General features: G+C 37.8%; 16 protein-coding genes. 7 read left to right on the forward strand and 9 right to left on the reverse strand.

Annotated elements, in window-relative coordinates:
* Positions 1-157: 157 nt before the first annotated feature.
* From NV377_RS08295 to NV377_RS08305, 3 genes are all read right to left on the reverse strand, one after another.
* Positions 158-1,633: an ABC transporter substrate-binding protein gene (locus NV377_RS08295; protein ID WP_258200732.1), complete on the reverse strand. Its 1,476-nt coding sequence runs from the start codon at positions 1,631-1,633 to the stop codon at positions 158-160.
* Between the two features lie 87 nt (positions 1,634-1,720).
* A complete protein-coding gene (locus NV377_RS08300) occupies positions 1,721-3,124 on the reverse strand; it encodes an aldehyde dehydrogenase (protein ID WP_373425811.1) in 1,404 nt (467 codons plus the stop codon).
* A 32-nt stretch (positions 3,125-3,156) separates the two neighbouring features.
* Complete coding sequence (locus tag NV377_RS08305; RefSeq protein WP_258200733.1) at positions 3,157-5,034, reverse strand: LTA synthase family protein; 1,878 nt, start codon at positions 5,032-5,034, stop codon at positions 3,157-3,159.
* A gap of 211 nt (positions 5,035-5,245) precedes the next feature.
* On the opposite strand from NV377_RS08305, the gene NV377_RS08310 reads away from it, so the two are divergent.
* Both NV377_RS08310 and NV377_RS08315 read left to right on the forward strand, forming a co-directional pair.
* The gene (locus NV377_RS08310; protein ID WP_258200734.1) at positions 5,246-5,974 is read left to right on the forward strand and encodes a DUF4190 domain-containing protein; all 729 of its coding nucleotides are present in this window, start codon (positions 5,246-5,248) and stop codon (positions 5,972-5,974) included.
* Between the two features lie 26 nt (positions 5,975-6,000).
* Entirely contained in the window at positions 6,001-6,774 is a 774-nt protein-coding gene (locus tag NV377_RS08315; RefSeq protein ID WP_258201153.1) for an exodeoxyribonuclease III, read from the forward strand.
* A 144-nt stretch (positions 6,775-6,918) separates the two neighbouring features.
* Here NV377_RS08315 and NV377_RS08320 read toward each other — a convergent pair whose 3' ends face one another.
* Entirely contained in the window at positions 6,919-7,371 is a 453-nt protein-coding gene (locus tag NV377_RS08320) for a hypothetical protein (protein ID WP_258200735.1), read from the reverse strand.
* Between the two features lie 6 nt (positions 7,372-7,377).
* Here NV377_RS08320 and NV377_RS08325 point away from each other — a divergent pair, with 6 nt between their 5' ends.
* Positions 7,378-7,605 carry a hypothetical protein gene (locus NV377_RS08325; protein WP_258200736.1) on the forward strand — a complete coding sequence of 76 codons (228 nt, stop codon included), beginning with the start codon at positions 7,378-7,380 and terminating at the stop codon, positions 7,603-7,605.
* A gap of 24 nt (positions 7,606-7,629) precedes the next feature.
* Here the strand turns inward: NV377_RS08325 and NV377_RS08330 are convergent, their stop codons facing one another.
* The 3 genes from NV377_RS08330 to NV377_RS08340 all read right to left on the reverse strand — a co-directional run bounded on the left by NV377_RS08330 (position 7,630) and on the right by NV377_RS08340 (position 13,021).
* Positions 7,630-9,534, reverse strand: coding sequence for an ABC transporter ATP-binding protein (locus NV377_RS08330; protein WP_258200737.1), 1,905 nt, complete (start codon positions 9,532-9,534; stop codon positions 7,630-7,632).
* Positions 9,531-11,261 (reverse strand): ABC transporter ATP-binding protein, encoded by a 1,731-nt coding sequence (locus NV377_RS08335; protein WP_258200738.1) that lies wholly within the window; start codon positions 11,259-11,261, stop codon positions 9,531-9,533. Before NV377_RS08335 ends, NV377_RS08330 begins: the two co-directional genes overlap by 4 nt.
* Before the next feature lie 281 nt (positions 11,262-11,542).
* Entirely contained in the window at positions 11,543-13,021 is a 1,479-nt protein-coding gene (locus NV377_RS08340; RefSeq protein ID WP_258200739.1) for a methyl-accepting chemotaxis protein, read from the reverse strand.
* Between the two features lie 169 nt (positions 13,022-13,190).
* Between NV377_RS08340 and NV377_RS08345 the strand changes: the two genes are divergently transcribed.
* Positions 13,191-14,660, forward strand: coding sequence for an ABC transporter substrate-binding protein/permease (locus NV377_RS08345; protein ID WP_258200740.1), 1,470 nt, complete (start codon positions 13,191-13,193; stop codon positions 14,658-14,660).
* Positions 14,653-15,375, forward strand: a complete 723-nt coding sequence (locus NV377_RS08350; RefSeq protein ID WP_258200741.1) for an amino acid ABC transporter ATP-binding protein — start codon at positions 14,653-14,655, stop codon at positions 15,373-15,375. The genes NV377_RS08345 and NV377_RS08350 overlap by 8 nt, the downstream gene beginning before the upstream one ends.
* Before the next feature lie 125 nt (positions 15,376-15,500).
* On the opposite strand, the gene NV377_RS08355 is transcribed toward NV377_RS08350, so the two are convergent.
* The gene (locus NV377_RS08355) at positions 15,501-17,372 is read right to left on the reverse strand and encodes a patatin-like phospholipase family protein (RefSeq protein ID WP_258200742.1); all 1,872 of its coding nucleotides are present in this window, start codon (positions 17,370-17,372) and stop codon (positions 15,501-15,503) included.
* A gap of 185 nt (positions 17,373-17,557) precedes the next feature.
* On the opposite strand from NV377_RS08355, the gene NV377_RS08360 reads away from it, so the two are divergent.
* Entirely contained in the window at positions 17,558-18,055 is a 498-nt protein-coding gene (locus NV377_RS08360) for a GNAT family N-acetyltransferase (protein ID WP_258200743.1), read from the forward strand.
* 161 nt (positions 18,056-18,216) lie between these two features.
* On the opposite strand, the gene NV377_RS08365 is transcribed toward NV377_RS08360, so the two are convergent.
* A complete protein-coding gene (locus tag NV377_RS08365; RefSeq protein WP_258200744.1) occupies positions 18,217-19,347 on the reverse strand; it encodes an acyltransferase in 1,131 nt (376 codons plus the stop codon).
* Positions 19,348-19,496: 149 nt separating this feature from the next.
* On the opposite strand from NV377_RS08365, the gene NV377_RS08370 reads away from it, so the two are divergent.
* Positions 19,497-21,524: a catalase gene (locus tag NV377_RS08370; protein ID WP_258200745.1), complete on the forward strand. Its 2,028-nt coding sequence runs from the start codon at positions 19,497-19,499 to the stop codon at positions 21,522-21,524.
* Positions 21,525-21,572: the final 48 nt, after the last annotated feature.

Below are 21,572 nucleotides of genomic sequence, written 5' to 3' on the forward strand. Positions count from 1 at the left end.
TTTCATATTTTCCAATATTTCCTTTGTTTTATATATTGCTCACATCACAAAAAAGCTAGCAGATAATATCATCTGCTAGCTTTCTATAATCATTTAATGATTGCTAATCAATAACATCTGTCGTTATTTTCTCAGAAGTTACTGTTTGCTCGGATGCTTAGCGAATCATTGGTACAGATCCAGAGTTTTCCATGTACATTTGATTTTGCTCTTCCCAATACTTCTCTTGCTCTTCTTTCGTCATCTTCTCTGTTGCTAGTAATTCATTACCACGCAATTGCAATTCTGCTAGCGCTTCTGCAACAGTAATGTCACCGTTTGTTACTTTATTGAATGTTTCAGAAGAAACATTATAGTACTCATATTGGTATCTTTCAGGAATTTTTGTATAATCAATCGTTTGGTTCATCGGTTTTAACTTATAGAACGCAGCATAATTACGTTCTGTATCTAATTCCATATATTTAGTACGTAGCGGTAAGTTACCATATGATACTTTAGTTTTTACGCGTGCATATTCATCACCAGTAATATAAGAGATGAATTTCCATGCCTCTTCGACATTTGTTGAAGCTGCATTAATAGCAAATAAATTATAATAGCTAGTGTAGTAAGAAGAATCTGGATTTTGTGATCCTACCGGTGCAGTAACCATATCCCAGTTTTCAATAATATCTTCTGGATTTTGAGCGTAATTTTTTGCATCTTCAATTTGATTCACAAAATAGTTACCATCTAGGCTCATCGCAAGTCTACCTGAGAAGAACGGATTTTGACTATAGTAATCTCCGTTTTGCTCAAAATAAACCACTCCATCTCCACCGCCACCATAAAGCATATCATCATAGAATAATACATCTGATTTCATTATGGATTGTGCTTGCTCGACAATACTTGCCCAAGCTGGTGTGTCGATCGTCATTTGTAATGTATTTTCATCAAAAGCTTTCAAGCCTTCTGTATTCGCCAGTATATCAACCGTAGTACTCAACTGTTTATTCCAGCCCATTTTCAGACCAAATATACGTTCTAGTGGGTCTCCATCAGTAGGGAACATATTCGCAAGATTAATAACTTCCGTCCACGTCATTTGATCAGTTGGATAAGGTACGTTATATTCATCGAATAGATCTTTATTATAGTAAAGTGCTTGTGTTGAGAAGTTTGTTGGGATCGCATACAAGTTACCGCCGCCATATCCTTTCATAGCATCAATAACACCAGGAACAAGTCCATCTACATCATATTTGCTATCTGTTACATAGCTTTCGATATCATATAGTTTTCCTTCAACGCCTAGTTTCTCTAATTGTGTTGGCTCAAGCATAAGGATATCAGGCTGCTCTTTTTCTATAAATGCAGCTAGCGCTTTGTCATAGTCGTTATCGTTTTCTTCCATAAATGTATTCTGGATCTGATTAGTTTCTACAACTTGAATTTCAATATTCGGATAAAGTGCGCTATACAGCATGCCATATTCTTGGAAGAAACTGCTCTCGTCATAATACATAACCTTCAATGTACGTGCTTGATTTTCATTATCAGAACCATTTTTTCCAAATCCTAAGCTACATCCTGTTAACATAGCTGCGGTCAAACATAGAGCAATTCCACCCTTAAGCCATTTTCTCATTTCTTCGTTACACTCCTCAGTTGTAATAATTACATTAACATAACGTACGAGTTAGGAAAAAGGTTGCATTATTTCCATTATCTTCGGTTATTTTAACACTTTTTTTAGTAGCTTCAATTTATCCTTGTACGGAGGGAACAAAATACCAGGTTCTAATAGAGTCGTTCGCTTCAAAATACTTTTGCGATGAGAAAATTGTTCAAAGCTATGTTTTCCATGATAAGCACCAATACCCGATGGTCCAACTCCGCCAAATGGTAGTTCATTATTAATATAATGACTCAATGTATCATTAATACAGCCACCACCAAATGATACTGAATCAACAATTCGTTTTTCAACTGCAGCATCCTCTGTAAATACATATAGAGCAAGGGGCTTGTCGTATTGCTTAATAAATGCTATTGCTTCACTTAAACTATCATATTGGATAACTGTACAGATCGGTCCAAATACCTCTTCTTGCATAGCTTTAAGCGTGACCGGTTGCTTACAAGTACCTCCATCTAGAAAAGTTGGTGAAATATAACGTTGCTGCTCATCATACCTTCCACCATATATGTAATGCTTATCTATATTATCAAGCATTGCTTTCAATCTTAAGAAATGCATATCACTCACAATTCGACCATAATCTTCACTTTCCATAGGATTATCGGTATAGAATTGATGAATGGCTTTGATAACTGATTTCATAAAAGACTTATAGATCGATTGATGAACAAGTATGTAATCCGGTGCAATGCATGTCTGACCGTTGTTCAATAATTTCCCCCACACGACTCGCTGTGCTGCAATTTCAATTTTGGCAGTTTGATCAACGATAACTGGACTTTTACCACCAAGTTCTAACGTTACAGGTATTAATCTTTCAGCAGCAGCTTTCATTACAATCTTACCAACTTTTGTACTACCTGTGAAGAACATATAGTCAAATGGCGCATGAATAAGCCAACTAGTCTCTTGCTGAGCACCTTCTACTAGTCTCACATACTGCGGATCAAATGTTTCTGTTATAAGATTTTTAAGAGCTGCAGTAACATTAGGCGTGTATTCCGAAGGTTTGACGATTGCACAATTTCCAGAAGAAATTGCGGCAACTAATGGCTCTAGTATCAGAGAAGCAGGATAGTTGAACGGACCGATAATGAGTACGGAGCCATATGGCTCCGATACAATATAACTTGAAGTTCCGAACAGCGGTAACGGAGTCCTAACTTTCTTAGGTTTTGCAAAGCGATGCAGATTTTTGATCATATGAGAGATGCTATACAGCACTAAACCAAGTTCCGAAGCATAACCCTCTGTTCTGCTTTTTCGCAAGTCAAGATGCAACGCTTCTAATATACTATTCTCATGTTGCACAATCGCCTGCTTCAATTTCTTCAATTGTTGAATTCGAAATTGAACGTTGCGAGTTTCTCCACTCTCATAATATGCTTGTTGTTGCTCAACCCATTGTTTAATCATTAACTCCGTTACATTCTCCATACCATTCTCCCCTTCAAATCCTATTGTAATAGCTATTTCATAGGTAACTGCCTTGAGTAGAGATCTGACATTTGCATTAGTTCCATTATATAATCATAGTCCGACCGTAAATCACTTCCAATATCAACATTCTCTAATGTTTTCAAATCAGTAGCTACTCCATCATTAAAACCAAGTCCTGGAACAAACAAAATATTATCATTGAAGAACGTACCTGCTGGCATATAATATCTTAGGCCAACAATATTCGTTTCTGTATTCAATAAATCTGTTCCGAATAGCGCCTGAGTATGATCATCAGTATCAATACCTAGAACATTATAAATCGTTGGAAGCATGTCTACTTGTCCAGCTATCGTGTCAATTATTTCTCCCTCTACACCAGGTATTGATAGGATAAATGGAATATTCAACCGACTTATTGTGTCATGATAAGGAATTCCTAATTGCTCACTGACCCATGCTGGATCATTTTCTTTGGTCTGTAAGCCAGAGTGATCACCATATATAGCTATCATCGACTGTTCCCAAATCCCTGCATCTTTTAATTGCTGAATGAAAATCCCTAGTTGCTCATCTGTATAACGAATAGCCTGCAAATAATTGCCTAGCTGTGTATCCGCATAGGAACTCGGTAAAACTAGATGCTGATCCTCCTTGGGTACAACAAACGGGTGATGACTTGATGTCGTAATAAGTTGAGCATAAAAAGGTTGTTCCTTTTTCTTGAATTGTTCAAAATGTTCCAAGGTGACTTTATAGAATTCTTTATCTGAAGCACCAAAGCTATTGAAATGATCATTTACAAAGCTTTTTGAATCAAAGTACTCATTAAAACCTAGTGCCGGATACATTTCATCACGATTCCAGAAGGATACATCATTCACGTGAAAAGTATAGGAATCATATCCTTTAGTAGCTAATGTTCGTGGTAAGCTTGGTACGTTCTTTCCACCTACAAAGCTACTCATATTGGGAGCTCCAAGTGGATATACACCTGTATTCAGTATAAATTCTGCATCTGAAGTATTTCCTTCACCAATCTGCTGATACATTCGCGGAAAATAAAAGCTATCCTGAATTAATGCATTCAAGTTAGGAGTAACCTCTTGATCTCCAACCTTCAATCCGATAACAAAATTTTGAAAAGATTCTAATTGCACTACAATTAGATTACGACCTTCAGCAACACCATGATACATTGAATTATCCGATACATTTCGATCAGCAAACCATTCCTGAATCTGTGCTAGTGATTGAGCACGTTCTTCTTCAGTCATTCCACCGCCTGAATTAGTCTTCCCTTGCCCTAAAACAACGAATTGATAAGTAATTACACCTAATCGATTAGCAAGTGCATGTTCGTTTTCAATATCTCTCGATGTGAAAACAATCGTTCCACACACGATTAAACTTAACGCAAAAATAATCAATGCTCTTAATTTTGGACGTTGTTTTTTAGTTCTTGCCGACCAATAATGAGTTCTAACCTGTAATTTGCTACCCCAGATCATCGTCATCAACGGTAATAAAATAAAATCAGCAAAATATAAAATCATATATGGTTCAATAGCTGAAGTTACACTCTCACTAATTTGACCAACTTGATTCATATGAGTCAATGTTAAATAGGTTGGAATACTTCCATAATAGCTATAGTATATTGATGTAGCAAACCATATTAGTGATAAAATGCCAGCGATTATATATTGTATAACCATTTTTGCTTTACCACGTATAAATATCGCAGGTAATGCGATAAGACATATCATAGCCGCTAGGTCGGATACTACACCCCACAGCGATAGATCATGAATGGCTACTTGTCGAAATATTACTATTTTTATTAACAATAAAATTGATAATAATATTCCTGGGTATTTGGCATACCATTGTACAAACTTCTTCATTATGTCCACTCCTTGACTACAAATGTAGCTTAATTCATTACTTTTTCTTTCAACTATTGTCACTTTTAATTTGTCACAATAGTATTATCTTATCGCAACTGAGCGACCGATGAAAGCTTGACGATTAATCTATACGAATTGATTGTTGACATCGTGAATATTTGCTATGATAGAAGTTAGAAATTTGCGAACAAATTTAAGGAGGCAAACAATGAGTGATCAGTCGAATCCAAAAGATTTTCCTTTCGGAAATTCACCAAGTAATAACGATCTAACAGATTCTCAGAGCCAACAACCAGACCAACAAAATAACCAACAGAATATCGATACTAACCAAGCTAATGCTACTGGTAATAATACTGATGGCTACAACACTTATGATCAATCCAATGGACAATATTCAACATATGTGAATAACGGACAAAATCAACAAGTGCCTTATAACAATCAATACCAACAGCCTGGCCAACAGAATTTCCAACAAACACAGCCTCAGTACCAACAACAATATCAGCAACCACAACAACAAAATTATCAACAACCACCTAACTATAATAATCAGCAACCATACAATGGGCAAGACCAATATTATGGGCAAGCTCAAAATGGTAACTATCCAAATTACCAGAATAACCCTTACCAACAACAACCTATAATATATCGTGGTAGTAAAACGAATACGAAATCAATTATCGCCTTAATTCTTGGTATCGCTTCTATTAGTGTTCCATATGTAGGATTTTTCATCGGTATTGCCGGAATTATATTGAGTGCTATGGCGTTAAAAGAAATTCCTCGTAAGAATGAAGATGGTAGAGGCTTAGCAATAGGAGGGCTTGTTACTAGCATTCTCGGTACACTCCTATATGGTATTATATTCATTTTTGTTATTGGAGTATTTATGTTTGCTATGGATACAGGTAATAATATGTATTACTAAAGATTTTGAGGAGCAGCAAGATGAAACTGAAATGTGTTTCTTGGAATGTAAATGGTTTACGGTCCTGTGTTACAAAAGGATTTTTAGATATTTTTCACGAACAACAAGCAGATTTTTTCTGTTTGCAAGAGATTAAGTTGCAAGAAGGTCAGATCGAAATCGACCTCGGTGAGTCGTACTATCAGTATTGGAATTATGCAATTAAAAAAGGATACTCAGGTACAGCAATTTTCACGAAGCATCAACCTCTGTCTGTCTGGTATGGACTAGAAGACAATTGCGAAGATGAAGGTAGAATTATTACGCTTGAGTATGATACTTATTATATACTGACCGTCTATACACCTAACGCTAAGCGCGATCTTGCTAGGTTGCCATATCGATTAGAGTGGGAACAACGTTTCAAAGATTACGTTACTAAGCTAGCAGCTAATAAAGCGGTTATCATATGTGGCGATTTGAATGTTGCACATCTTGATCATGATGTAAAAAATGCGAAGTCTAATATAGGAAATTCAGGATTCACTTTTGAAGAACGTGCTTGTATGAGTAATTTACTTCAAGCCGGCTTCACCGATAGTTTCCGTCATCTTCATCCCTTCGTCGAAGATAAATTTTCATGGTGGTCCTTTATGCCGAAAGTTCGTGAACGTAATATTGGATGGAGAATCGACTATTTCCTCGTTTCTTCTCAGTTAAGAGATCATATTATCGAAGCAACGATTGAAGATCATGTTATCGGCAGTGATCATTGCCCAGTAACACTTACTATAGAGGTAGTTCATAACGTCCACTCGTGATCACGATGACTAGCTTCGTAGCATAGTCGACATCGAAAATATATGCAGACAAAATGCCCTTGGTGGTAGGAATTGAATTCCTACTGCCAAGGGCATTTGTAATGAGCGTGCTATTAGGCAGTTCACTCAAAATTATTGCTGTGACTAAGCTAATGGAATACGATATTCTGAATGGGTTTCAACAATATGTTCCCCTTGATCGAAGACCCAACTGAAATGAAATTGATTCCCTTCATATCCAGTTCGCTGACGAATATCAGGTACAATCGTTGATTCCAAATGTGTTTGGATCACTTGCTCCATATCTTGCAGTTTCTGTAACGTTTGTTGAGCTAATGAAATAGCCTCTTCATCAGGTAAGCTCTGCAAGAAATAAATTTGCGCAATATCTTCTGAAGTCAGACCATCCTCAAGGACAATACCTCCACCACGAAATACTTCCTTCACAACGCTGATCCAATCTGCAACCAGATCCATTTCAATCTCATACATATGTTCTAATGCTCCAATCTGTACTGTAAGTTCATCCAGTATATCATTAAATTGTTTTATTCGGTTATCAACACGAAGCGAACTTTTGGTTGTAACATGTAGCAAAGCTGCATGATCACTAAATTTTTTCCACTTATAACTCCGAAGCATCTCACAGCGGTACAAGCGACATCGCTTGTCAGCAACACTGCACTACTTCGGAGCAGTGTTCACTTGTCAGTACCAAGAAGATGCCATGAAGCTAGAGAAGCGAAGCGCGGAGTGTACGTAGTTGGTACACGAGCACTGGAGCAAACGATGAATGGCATCTTCGCCGTCGAATACACTACGGTAGCATAATCATCGTGATCACAAGTGAACAAACTAGTCGAGTTCTACTTCGCCCGACGCTCCATTCGCAAACTGACTCGCATACAATTCTGAGTAGAATCCACCACTTGCAAGCAACTGATCATGAGAACCTTGCTCAATTACCGAACCTTGATTCATAACTAGTATAAGATCCGCATCTTTAATCGTCGATAGGCGATGGGCAATAACGAAACTAGTTCTACCTTCCATCAAGTTATTCATCGCTTGCTGAATATGAAGTTCTGTACGAGTATCGACACTACTTGTTGCTTCATCAAGAATAAGCATCGATGGATCTGCGAGAATAGCACGCGCTATCGTAAGTAACTGCTTCTGACCTGAAGAAATATTCGATGCCTCTTCATTCAGAATCGTATTGTAGCCTTCTGGAAGTGTACGAATAAAGTGATCCGCGTGAGCCGCCTTCGCTGCTGCAATAATTTCTTCTTCTGAAGCGCCGTCTCGACCATAAGCGATGTTATCTCGAATTGTACCATTGAATAGCCATGTATCTTGTAGCACCATACCGAATAATGAACGCACATAAGAACGTTCAAATTGATCAATTGATTTACCATCAATCGTAATTGCTCCGGCTTGAATATTGTAGAAACGCATCAATAGATTAACCAGTGTTGTTTTACCTGCACCTGTTGGACCAACAATAGCAATTGTCTGACCACTTTTCACATCAAGGTTCAAATCTTCCATAAGTACAGCATCATCCTTGTAACCAAACTTCACATGTTGGAATGATACATTACCTTGTGGATTAGCTATTTTTACGTTAGGATTCAGATCTTTTTCTTCTTCTACCTCATCTAATAATTCAAATACGCGCTCTGCCGAAGCGATTGTCGATTGAATAATGTTAGCAATATTTGCAGTCTGTGTAATTGGCATTGTAAATTGTCTTGCATATTGAATAAAGGCTTGAATATTACCTACCGAAATGACGCCATTCGTCACTTGAATCCCACCAACGACGCAGATAAGTACATAGCCTATGTTACCGATAAAGCCCATCAAAGGCATCATAATACCAGACATAAATTGTGCACGCCAGCTAGATTGATATAACTTATCGTTCATCTCTTCAAATCGTTGAATCGATTCTTTCTCCCGACCAAACGCTTTCACAATCGTATGGCCTGTGTACATTTCTTCGACATGACCATTCAATTCGCCTAATTGATTTTGTTGATTTTTGAAATGTCGCTGTGATTTCTTCGCAACAACCGCTATTACAATAAAACTTAATGGTAACGTAAGAATGAGAATAAGCGTCAACAACGGACTAATCGTTAGCATCATAATAATGATACCAATAATCGTTACAACGGACGTGATCATTTGCGTTAAGCTCTGTTGTAACGTATTTGCCACGTTATCCACATCATTGACGACACGACTAAGAATATCCCCATTAGAGCGTGAATCAAAAAACTTAAGTGGTAATCTGCCCAGTTTGTGATTCACATCTTCTCTCAGCTGATATACAACTTTTTGTGCTACTTTAGCCATCAAAAACTGTTGAATAAATCCAAATACTGCGCTAATGACGTAAAGAAGAGCTAAGATCGCTAATATAAATGCAACCCCTTTAAAATCGATCGCTGCCCCAGCAATACCATCTTTCTTCGCTAACCAACCATCCAATATAATATCAGTAGCCTCACCTAACACTCGTGGACTTACTATAGAAAATACTGTACTTAATATCGCTGTTAGAAATACAATAAATAACCTTACTTGATATGGTTTCAAGTATTGCAATAATCGTTTGAGTGTACCTTTGAAATCTTTTGCCTTAGCTCCAGGCATCATCATTCCTGGAGGACCACCACCTGGACCACCCGGAGGTCTACCTCCACCATGCCTACTACCTGTGTGCGTCGCTCTTTCGCTCTTACTCATGCGCTCTCCTCCTCTGTTAACTGGGATTGCACAATTTCACGATAGACGTCTGATGACTCTAGTAGCTCCGCATGAGTTCCTTTGCCAACAAGCTCTCCTTCGTCAAGTACAATAATCTGATCGGCATTCATAACAGTGCTGATCCGTTGCGCAACGATGATCATCGCTGCATCAGATACTTGATCCTTCAAGGCAGCTCTAAGAGTTGAATCCGTCTTATAGTCTAATGCTGAGAAGCTATCGTCGAACAGATATAGACTTGGACGTCTAACAAGTGCGCGAGCAATGGACAGACGTTGCTTCTGTCCTCCAGATATATTCGTTCCACCTTGAGCAAGTATTGTATCAAATCCATGCTCCATTTTCTCAACAAACCCAATTGCTTGAGCAATGGTTGCTGCTTCTCGAACTTCCGCTTCTGAAGCATCTTGTTTTCCTTGACGAATATTTTCAGAAATTGTCCCACTAAAAATCGTCGTCTTTTGCGGTACGAGTGAAATATTGCCCCGTAATTGTTCAACTGACCAATCTTTCACATTAACGCCTGAAAATTCTATCGAACCTTCATTACAATCAAAGAAGCGCTCAATAAGATTAATAATCGTTGACTTACCTGAACCTGTACCACCTATAATCGCCGTAATTTCTCCCGGCTTACATTCAAAATTAATGTTTGTAATAGCAGGTTTTTCAGCTCCCGGATATGTAAATGACACATTATTAAAGGTTACCGTACCTAATAGATGAGCATCTTTCACAGAGCGATTATTGCGCTCTGTAATTGTTGGCTCAATATCTAAAACTTCATTAATACGAGTCGCTGAAACTTGTGCACGTGGCAACATAACTATCATCATTGACATCATGACAAGTGAGAACATAATTTGCATTGCATATTGGATGAAGGCCATAAGATCACCAATAAACATTTCTCCCATATCAATACGTTGACTACCGAACCATACTATGCCAATCGTAGATAAGTTCATAATAAGCATCATGAGCGGCATCATAAATGCCATAATTTGATTGACTTTTACCGCTGTATTCATGAGATCAGCATTCGAATCTGTAAATCGTTTTTGCTCGTAACCAGTACGGTTAAATGCACGGATTACACGAATTCCCGTTAAGCTTTCACGAAGTACCAGATTGATACGATCCAGTTTCTTCTGCATAATTTTGAAGTATGGCATACCTTTACGAATGATTAGCAGAATCGCAGCGACTAACACTGGAATAGATACTAGTAGTACTAAGGAAAGATGACTATCTTTGGAGAATGCCATAATTAGACCACCAATACACATCATTGGAGCCATAACCATCATTCTTAACATCATCAGCAATACTTGCTGAACTTGATTAATATCGTTTGTCGTACGAGTAATAAGTGATGCTGTTCCTACTTGATCAAATTCTTGTAATGAAAACCCTTCAACTTTAGTAAATACTTTTTTCCGTACAATTTTTCCGAACATCGATGAAACTTTAGATGCATAAAAACTAGCAAATATAGCTACGATCGTGCCCCCAATAGAAATGAGCAACATCACTCCGCCCATACTCCAAATATAGCTTGTTTCGCCATTAATAATTCCTCTGTTAACGATATCTGACATTAATGTAGGTAAATATAGATCAGATAAAGCTTGCAACAGAATCAATACAAAAATGCAGATGATTGTGAACGTATAAGGCTTTAAGAATCGAAATAGCTTTAGCAAGTAAACACTCCTTCTTTCTTCTCATAGAGATGCATTCGTCCATTTGCTTTCCATAAATGACTTTCTATACTGAGCAGTACATCCTAATAACCAAATTATATCAATGGATGTAGGTCAACTTCAACTTTTGCAAAAGTACATGTCCTTTAGTATATTACACTTCGCCAGACTTATGGAAATAAGCACACAATTACTTTCGTTAATTAGCATTCCCCCACTTTAAACATAAAAAATCACTTCTACCCCATTTATGCAAAAAGGTAAAAGTGATCCTATTCATCTTACTTTTTCAAATTGTAACTTATTTCAGTTAGTTTTCTTATTAATGGTGCGAGACGACTATTTGAATCGTATTGACGATTCGTTGCGGATGCTACTGATTTAGTCTTATCTTTAATTTCATATGCGAAATTACTCATTTTAATAAGTGATGTAGAGGCATCTACAGTGCTAGCTGCTACCTTTTCTGTTGATTTTGAAACGAGGTGAAACTTTGTCACAGACTCATCGATTAAAGTTATCATCTCCTGCAGTAACTGACCCATTATTCCGATACGATCTACAGCATTATTTACTTCATCCATAACGGATTGCATCGCTTCTACAGAGAGATTCGTCTCAAGCTCAATTTCGCTAACAAGTTTACTAATTTGACTTGCAGCATCGCTACTTTGATCTGCAAGCTTCCCTACCTCACTGGCTACCACAGCGAACCCTTTTCCATACTCGCCAGCTCGTGCTGCTTCGATCGATGCGTTAATTGCAAGTAAACGAGTTTGCCTCGCAATAGCTTTAATCGAAGTTGCAATCTGCTGCACTTCGCTTGATCTTTCATTCAAGCTACTAATCGTATCGGATGATGCTGTTGAAGCATGATCTAATTTATCCATTTGCGTTAAAATAGAATTCATCATTTGTTGTCCTTGACCGGCTTTTTGCGACATATTATTTGCAAGCTGAACAACGACAATATTGCTATTTGATATATCTTTAAGTCCTGTTGAAATATTGAATACAGCTGTTGAAGCATTCGATGAAAATTGACTATTGTCCTCAGCATCACCAGATATGCTTTGTATTTCCGTTACAATTTGCTCCAAATCTTGTTGCGTATTATCGTAGAGTGACTGTAGCTGGAAGGCAGCCTCTGATAATTGCTCAGAACTAACAATCATTTGTTGCATAATAGTTTGTAATTGTACTTGTTCCCTCACCGTTGCATCCAATTCTAATCGCAATTTGTGCTTATGATAGATTTGCCAAGTTAATGCCCCTGAAGTAGCAACTAGAAATATCGCATGATAAGAAACCATCGTTAAACTATATTCCCCTACTGGAACTCCGAATACATACTCTGTAAATACAAGGAATCCTAGTACATGTTGAATGGTGAATAGAATAGTCATAACAAGTATAACTTTTATGTTTTCATAGTAACTGATCATAGCTAGCACCATAAAAATTGAAAAGTGGTATTCCAACATCCCATTCCCTGCTGCTACCATTCCAATACTCGAAAAGGTTAGTGTTAGCATATTAAGCCATGGTATAGCTGTCCTTTCCTTATTCCATCTAGATAAGAACCAAGTAATACTATAGAGCAATGCTGGAATTAGCACTAATGTTAATGTAATACGATGATCATTTTGTATATGGTGAGCAGTGGAATGAATCATAAATTGACGATGCAGAAAATAGATTCCTATTGTAGCGATAACGATGATTAGCGATAATCTTGTCACCACTTTATCCTGCTGCATAGTTGTCATCCCCTCTAAAAAATTGAATCGTACATAATTAAACAGCCACGAAACATACTACTTATGACATTTCTTTCACAAAAAGGATTGCCTTATATTTATACATTTACTTTGCATTATTATCCCTCTATAATTGTATAATTGAAATTTTATGAAAAGAGAGGACAACATGAACAAGCATAAGTTACACGTATTATATGTATCGCTCCTAGCAATGGTTCTTCTAATTGTTTCTTTCGGGCCAGCATTTTCTGCTTTTGCTGAAGAAGTAACTCCACCTCCGAAAAAAACGTTAGTTATGGGTACATCACCAGATTTTCCACCTTATGAAAGCGTCGATGCCAAAAATAATGGTGAAATCATTGGATTAGATATCGATATAGCCAAATATATTTTAAATGAGCTTGGCTATGAATTAAAAATTGCTAGTATGGACTTTGGTGGACTGATTGCTGCGATGCAGTCAGGTCGAGTTGACTTTATTATGTCCGGGATGTCTGCTACAGAAGAAAGAAAAAAAAGCGTTGATTTCTCTGATCCATACTACTTTGCGCGTAATACGATCGTATCCAAAAAAGATTCGAACTATAATAGCATTGAATCACTTAGCGGAAAAATTATTGGAGCGCAACTCGGTTCTGTACAAGAGGCCGTTGCCTATAGTGTGGAAGATGCTGCCGAAGTTCGTAAATTGAACAAAATTGCAGATCTTATTCAAGAAATCAATTCTAATCGAGTGGATGCTGCCATTGTAGAAGATGCGGTAGCTGTCGAAATGACCAATGCAAATGGTCAACTAGTTATGAATTTTCTTCCCGCAGAAGAAAATGATAACGGTTATGCAATAGCGTTTCCGAAAGGGTCGCCATATGTGGCTGAATTCAATGCTGTTATTGCCCAAATGCAAGAAAACGGTAAGCTTGATGAGTTACTCTTGAAATGGTTTCCAGATGCTAATGCTACAACAGCTGGTAATAATAAATTTATCGACTTTAGTGTATTAGAAGGTTATGTTCCTTATATTATGAAAGGTGTCGGCGTTACACTATTATTCACGCTAGTGTCCGCTGTGCTTGGATTTATTCTAGGAAGTATTCTATCCCTTTGCAAAATCTCTGGCATAAAGCCATTAGAATGGTTTGCTACTGCCTATACATCGATTTTCCGTGGAACACCATTACTTGTGCAATTAATGTTAATCTATTATGCTACTCCACAATTGACAGGTTATGATATTCCAGCGTTATTGGCAGCAGGTCTTGCCTTTGGGTTAAACTCTGCAGCTTATCTGTCAGAAACGATTCGTGCAGGAATTATGGCAGTTGATAAAGGTCAACGTGAAGCAGCAATTGCACTTGGTATTCCTTACCGTAAGATGATGATCTCTATTATCTTTCCGCAAGCGTTGCGTAATATATTGCCAGCACTAGTGAATGAATGTGTAGCATTAATTAAAGAATCCTCACTCGTATCGGTAATTGGTGTTACAGATCTCATGCGACGTGCTGATTTTGTACGTGCTTCTACTTTCCGTTCATTCGAGGTATTATTACTCATTGCAGCAATCTATTATGTGCTTGTGCTTGTATTAACTTCGCTAGCTCGCATGCTCGAAAGGAGATTACGTCGTAGTGATTAATGTAGATCAATTAACTAAATCATTTGGTAAAAATCAAGTACTTAAAGGGATTTCGACCTCGATTAGAAAAGGTGAAGTTGTTGCTTTAATCGGTCCATCAGGATCAGGCAAATCGACCTTTCTACGTTGTCTCAACCTATTAGAAGTTCCTACTAGTGGCGTTATTTCGATTAACGGAGATGAACTAACTGCTCCGAAAGCTAATGTAGCCTCTATAAGACAAAATATCGGGATGGTATTCCAACATTTCCATCTCTTCCCGCATATGACTGTTCTTCAAAATATTACGTTTGCTCCAACTCAAGTGAAAGGTATGTCACTTGCAGAAGCTCAAGAAAAAGGAATGGCGCTGCTTGCTAAAGTAGGCTTGTCCGATAAAGCAGACAGTTATCCTTCAAAACTTTCGGGTGGTCAGAAGCAACGTGTAGCTATTGCACGATCTCTAGCTATGGAGCCTGAAATTATGTTATTCGATGAACCTACATCTGCACTTGATCCAGAAATGGTCAAGGAAGTACTTAATGTTATTAAAGACTTAGCAGACAGTGGGATGACGATGCTGATCGTAACGCATGAGATGAAATTTGCGCGTGAAGCTGCGGATACGATTTACTTCTTGGATCAAGGGTTGCTAGTTGAAAAAGCTACTCCTGAACAGTTTTTCACTCAGCCGAAAAGCGATCGTGCCATTCGTTTCCTTGAACAAGTATTGTAAAATGTAATAATCGATATAGGTCATATAAATAGAATATAAAAAGGGAGTTCACATAATGATTGTTCATCATCATGTGAACTCCCTTTTCGCTTCGTCGTTATTAGAGTCCGCTTTTTGAACTACCTCTACACTAGAAGCTGTATTTGTTGCTGGATAATAGCAGTATACCCCTGCGTCACCTGCTCGCCTGCATCAATATATTGCTTAAAGTCTTTGAAGCCATTCTGAATATGATCTAATTCTGGACGAATAACAACATCAGCCATTTGTAATTCTTCCTTCACTAGTTTCGCACTCATAATATCGATTGTATTGAGCAACGATTTCACAAAATTTGTAGGTGCTCCTTTTGTGAAATCTTGTGAGCATACATTAACGGCAACGACGATATCTGCTCCCATACTTCTTGTTAATGCAGCAGGGACTGGATGAACAACTGCGCCATCTACGAGCGTTTTTCCTTGATATTGCACAGGACGCATCACTGCTGGAATCGCTGTACTTGCGGCGATTGCTCTAGCAAGTGATCCTTTACGCATAATGTGTGCCTCGCCAGTATTGGAATCAGATGCAACAGCGGCAAAAGGTATTGATAATTGCTCAATTTGAGCATTACCTAAATAACTTTCGATAAAATTAATCAACGGTTCATTATGTACAATGGATTTTTTGGGGAAAGTCAGGCTAACAATATTGTTCCATTTCAACTTAGTCACAGCTTTTTCTAACTCATCTACGGACATACCAGCTGCAAAAGCTCCACCAACTAATGACCCTGCACTTGTTCCTGCAATAATATCAATTGGAATTCCAGCTTGTTGTAGTGATCGAATAACTCCGATATGAGACATTCCACGTAACGCACCACTTCCAAGTGCTAGACCTACTGTCGGTCTCATACCTGGCTTTCTAGAGCGATTGAATTTCAGATGTGAGCTTTGAATCGTACGACCTTCACTCACAATGTAGGCTGCTTCAACAATCGTAATCAACTCTGATACGTTTTGTGTTAAATAAGGGAACAGCGCAAGCATTCTAAGCGCTTCTTCTGATATAGTGTCCAGTGGATACTCCTCTAATGCTGCATCTTGTGTTTTCTGCAAATAATGTTTTGCTAAGAACGGTATATCTTCGGCACGTTCTCGTAATGGCTCTATTGCAATGATATGGCATCCAGCTATTGTTCGTTCATCACAGCAAGTCATGATCAAATGCATTTGTTGGTTACGTTCTAAAATTTCATGAATGATAGATGGGTCTAGTTGTTCTATATTTTCAATTATTAATGTACCTCTTTGACTCGCTGCTACGAGTGAATCCCATTCACTCCAGTTGAATCGCTCTGCTTCAATAGAGATAAGGGGTTCATTTTGGCGGTTAGATGTATAATGGATCCGCCGAGCCACATGTCTCTTGCCTACTCCTGCCTCACCTATAATGAGTACAGTATCCACTTCATTACGATAACGTTCAATTAGCGCTCGTATTTCAACCATATGATCACTAATTCCGATTAACTCTCCGTATCGATCTCGATCATCCAATTCATTGCGCTTCATCAAGTATAAATTTTTTGAATACTCTTCACTTACTCTTATATTAGATTGCTGAATACGTTTCACCATCGCTTCAATCATATGTTTCCGAAAAACTTGACTACGATCCATTAGACTAAGCATACCATCCCTACTTAGGGTAAACGCTTGTACAGCTGATGTAGCTTTTACAGTCGCGCTAATCGGATCACCTGTCATGCAAGACATTTCACCGAAAAACGCTCCAATTGTGAGTGTTGCAATATGAATATTACTGGGATGTTCCAAACAAATATCTACCGTTCCCTCTTCAAGTATGTACAAGCTTGTTCCAACATGTCCTTGTTGTATAATAGGTACATCTTGTTGAAAGCAAACGCAGGATAGGTAAGGTAATAATTGGTGTAACTCACTTTCACTCATTTGCTGAAATATGGGAAGTTTCCGTAATCTATGAATCATGTAGGTTATTAATCTCCTCTGTCATCATTAGTTGACCATGCTTTATATTTCGTCTAACTCATTCATACGATAATCGTTGATTTATGTTAATATCTATTTCTTATAACTATAGACTCTTGATATATATTAGTAAATAATGAAAATTCCTTACTTAAAAGTTACTTTCTATAAGATTGGAGCTCTGAATGATGATTACAATAGTCCCACCCTATTCTCTAATCGCTATGTCGGAACAAGATGGATCGTCTATCTGTCAATGGCGATACCCTTCACCCTATCATGTCTACAATTGGCCTTCATGGGACATCGTTAAACAACAAGAAATAGAGTTTGGAGATACTGAAATTCGTTCTAATCAATATCGTAGCATAATAGATTTTAGCGGTAAATTAATTGGATTTGTGCAACTATTTGCAATGCAAACAAACATTAGAATAGCACTTTTTCTTGCTCCAGCATATTGCGGGCTCGGTATTGGTCAGACAGTAATGCAATTAGCAATAGAGGAAGTTATTGAACTCTATGCTAACTATGAAATTGATTTAGAAGTTGAAACATGGAACGAGCGAGCAATTGCTAGCTACTTACGATCCGGCTTTGTCATTGCAGATCAATATGCACTGCCCTCTCGGAATGATCGTTCAATTAGAGATGTATATTGTATGGTCTATCAAGCTCAATAGCTTCGTAAATATATGATTAATCTCATAAGTGATTTTTCTATCATTTTAATCGTAGATATACAAATAAGCTCAAAGGTCACATCAGCCAGATGTAATCTTTGAGCTTATTAATTATATGAACAACTCATTTAACTAATAGTAAGTAATCTGAAAAACTCGCTTTATTTCGAAGATCGTTTCTTTCCACTACCTACAATATAGGTTGCATAGGGAATATACTTTGAGATGAGTATCGTCAATATCCAAGCAACGAACAAGCCGAATATAAATTGACCTGCAAAATAGAGATTGAATAGAATCGGATTACCACTCATCGGTAACTTTCGATACATATATAGTAAAAGTGGGTGGATAAGATAGATTCCGAAAGAATGATCACTTAACGAAGTAATTATACGTTGCAACCAAGCAGGACATTTCTGTTCATAGTATCTTGAACTTATAACACTAAGTGCGATCGAGATCATAATAAATATAAACCATGTCCATGCAAAGTGTGGTGATGACTCCCAATCTTTATGCACCCATCCACGATAAAATAGATTGGCATAATAGACGCCAGAACAGATCCATGCTACTAACAATACGATACGATATATCCTATATTGTGCAGTATGTTTTTCGAGAAACTGTAAAATTTGACTATATCTCGTTGCAATCCATACTCCACAGCCAAAATATGCCGTATAGGATACAAATAAACTTGCTGTTCTCTTAAATAATTGTGGAAGATCTTCAAGTTGCGATAGATATTCACGATTGATATAGAAGTAAGCCCATTGAATAATAAAACCGATCAACCAAATCCAGATTGCTGCTGATTTTCTTGTTGTTATCTTTTTCCATAATATAGGAAATAGTAGATAGAACTGAACCATAACAAAGATGTAGTACAAATGAGCGTACGCTTTTCCAAGTAAGATCGCCTCACCAAGGTCAGCAAACGAGTGTAAGGACAATGAGTCAATATGAGTCAATGTGAAATAGATACAAGAAAAAATGATGTAAGGGATAATAACGTTAGTTACTCTACGTTTGTAGAAAGTATTAACCGATGATAGAGTCACTTCTCTTTTCTGATAGGAATACATTAGGACGAAACCGCTTAGAAATAAAAACAATGGAACTGCAAATGTAGACATCTTATTGATGAGTACATATAGGAAATAAAAACTTGAATTCACATTCGCGCTATTAACTGCTGAGCTAGTAGAATGAATAAGCAATACAGCAACAATGGCAAATGCTCTAACCAAATTCATCTCCGTTAGGTAACGTTGATGTTTGTTCATGATGATCTCCTCGTAGATGATATGTATTTTATTAAGTTTTTAGAGCTATCTTATTATAGCAAAAAGCAGAAACGTTGCGTGAAGAATAATATTTTCAACATAAGCCATAATATCCCTAATACCATATAAGTCATTGGAGGGGTATCAAGATGAGCAATAGCAAGGATGAACAACTAGAGCACTATAAAGCTTATGATGAAGGAAAATTACTAACCACTAATGAAGGTTTAAAAGTTACCGATGATGAATTCACCTTAAAGGCAGGTGTTCGTGGTCCTACTCTTATTGAAGATTTCTACTTTAGACAGAAGATGACTCATTTCGATCATGAGCGCATCCCTGAACGTGTTGTTCATGCTCGAGGATTTGCAGCACATGGACATTTCAAAGTATACGAATCATTAGCCCGCTATACGAAAGCAAAATTTCTATGTGATCCTTCAATTACTACACCTGTCTTCACCCGCTTTTCTACAGTAGCAGGTTCTAAAGGCTCAGCAGATACGGTACGTGATGTGCGTGGATTCGCTACGAAATTTTATACTGAAGAAGGCAATTATGATCTAGTCGGAAACAACATGCCTGTCTTTTTCATTCAAGATGGTATTAAATTCCCTGATTTTATTCACGCAGTAAAACCTGAACCACATAATGAAATGCCGCAAGCCTCTTCTGCTCATGATACATTTTGGGATTTCGTAGCGAATAATCAAGAAACTGCACATATGATTATGTGGGTTATGTCTGAACGAGCACTTCCACGCAGTTTTCGAATGATGGAAGGATTTGGAGTACATACCTTCAGACTTATTAATGAACAAGGTGAAGCACATTTCGTGAAATTCCACTGGAAACCACTACTAGGCAGGCAGTCACAAATATGGAAAGAGTATCAAAAGGTTGCTGGTTATGATCCTGATTTTCATCGCCGTGATCTTTGGGAAAATATTGAGATGGGCAATGTCGTTGAATATGAACTTGGACTGCAAATCATCCCTGAATCAGAGGAGTTCAAATTCTCATTCGATATTCTTGATGCGACAAAACTATGGCCCGAGGAAGATGTACCTGTTCAAATCGTCGGTAGGTTAACGCTTAATCGCAATGTTGACAATGTGTTCGCTGAGACAGAGCAAGTCGCTTTCCATGTTGGAAATGTTGTACCAGGTATCGATTTTACGAATGACCCGCTTCTGCAAGGTCGCTTATTCTCATATACCGATACACAACTGATCCGTCTTGGCGGTCCTAATTTTCATGAGCTACCTATCAACCGATCAGTATGCCCATTTCATAATAATTTCCGTGATGGATTTGGAAGACAAACGATTAATGTTGGTCAAGTAAGCTACAATAGCAATTCATTGTTTAACCATACTCCTCGACCAGCTACTTTATCCGAAGGTGGATATGAGCATTATCAAGAAAAAGTCGAAGGTCGCGTGATTAAAGCGCGTGCTGATAGCTTCAAAGACCACTTCTCGCAAGCTACGATGTTCTGGAATAGTATGAGCAACATTGAGAAGCAACAAATTAAGGATGCTTTCACATTTGAATTGAGTAAAGTGAAAAGTAAATCCGTTCAACAACAAGTCATTACTATGTTTGCAAACGTCAGCTCGGAGCTTGTAGAGTATGTATCAGAGCGTATTGGTATTACCTACGTGGACAAGCAAAAACAAGCACCGGAAAAGCAAAATACAAAAGCGTCTCCTGCACTAAGTGTCGATCAATCTCCGAAATCCGCTCGTACTCGTAAAGTGGCGATCGTTATTTCTGATACTGTTCTGTCCAGCCAATTACAACCGGTATTAGATGCTTTGAACAAAGAGATGGTTCAATATCGTTTCGTTGGTGAACGTCTTGGGAATGTTCTTGATCAAGAAGGCGGAGAATGGATGATACAAGATACATTCTTCAATACCGACCCATGCCTATTTGATGGATTGATTATTGCAGGAGGATTGGAGCACCCACAACTGATCAAACCATTTATTCTTGAAACGTATCAGCAATATAAGCCTCTTGCATCACTTCAACAATATGAAGAGATATTAACACAATTACAAATTGCTGATCAGCCGGGAGTTATACAAGCCTCTTCAGCAGGCAAGAAAACTGGATCAAAGTTTGTGGAGGCGATAGCGCAACAACGCTTCTGGAATCGCACCCTGTAAGGTAGTTCATAAAGCAGACTTTGATAACGATGATTGGCTTCGTAGTTT

It is taken from the genome of Paenibacillus endoradicis, from assembly GCF_024721975.1.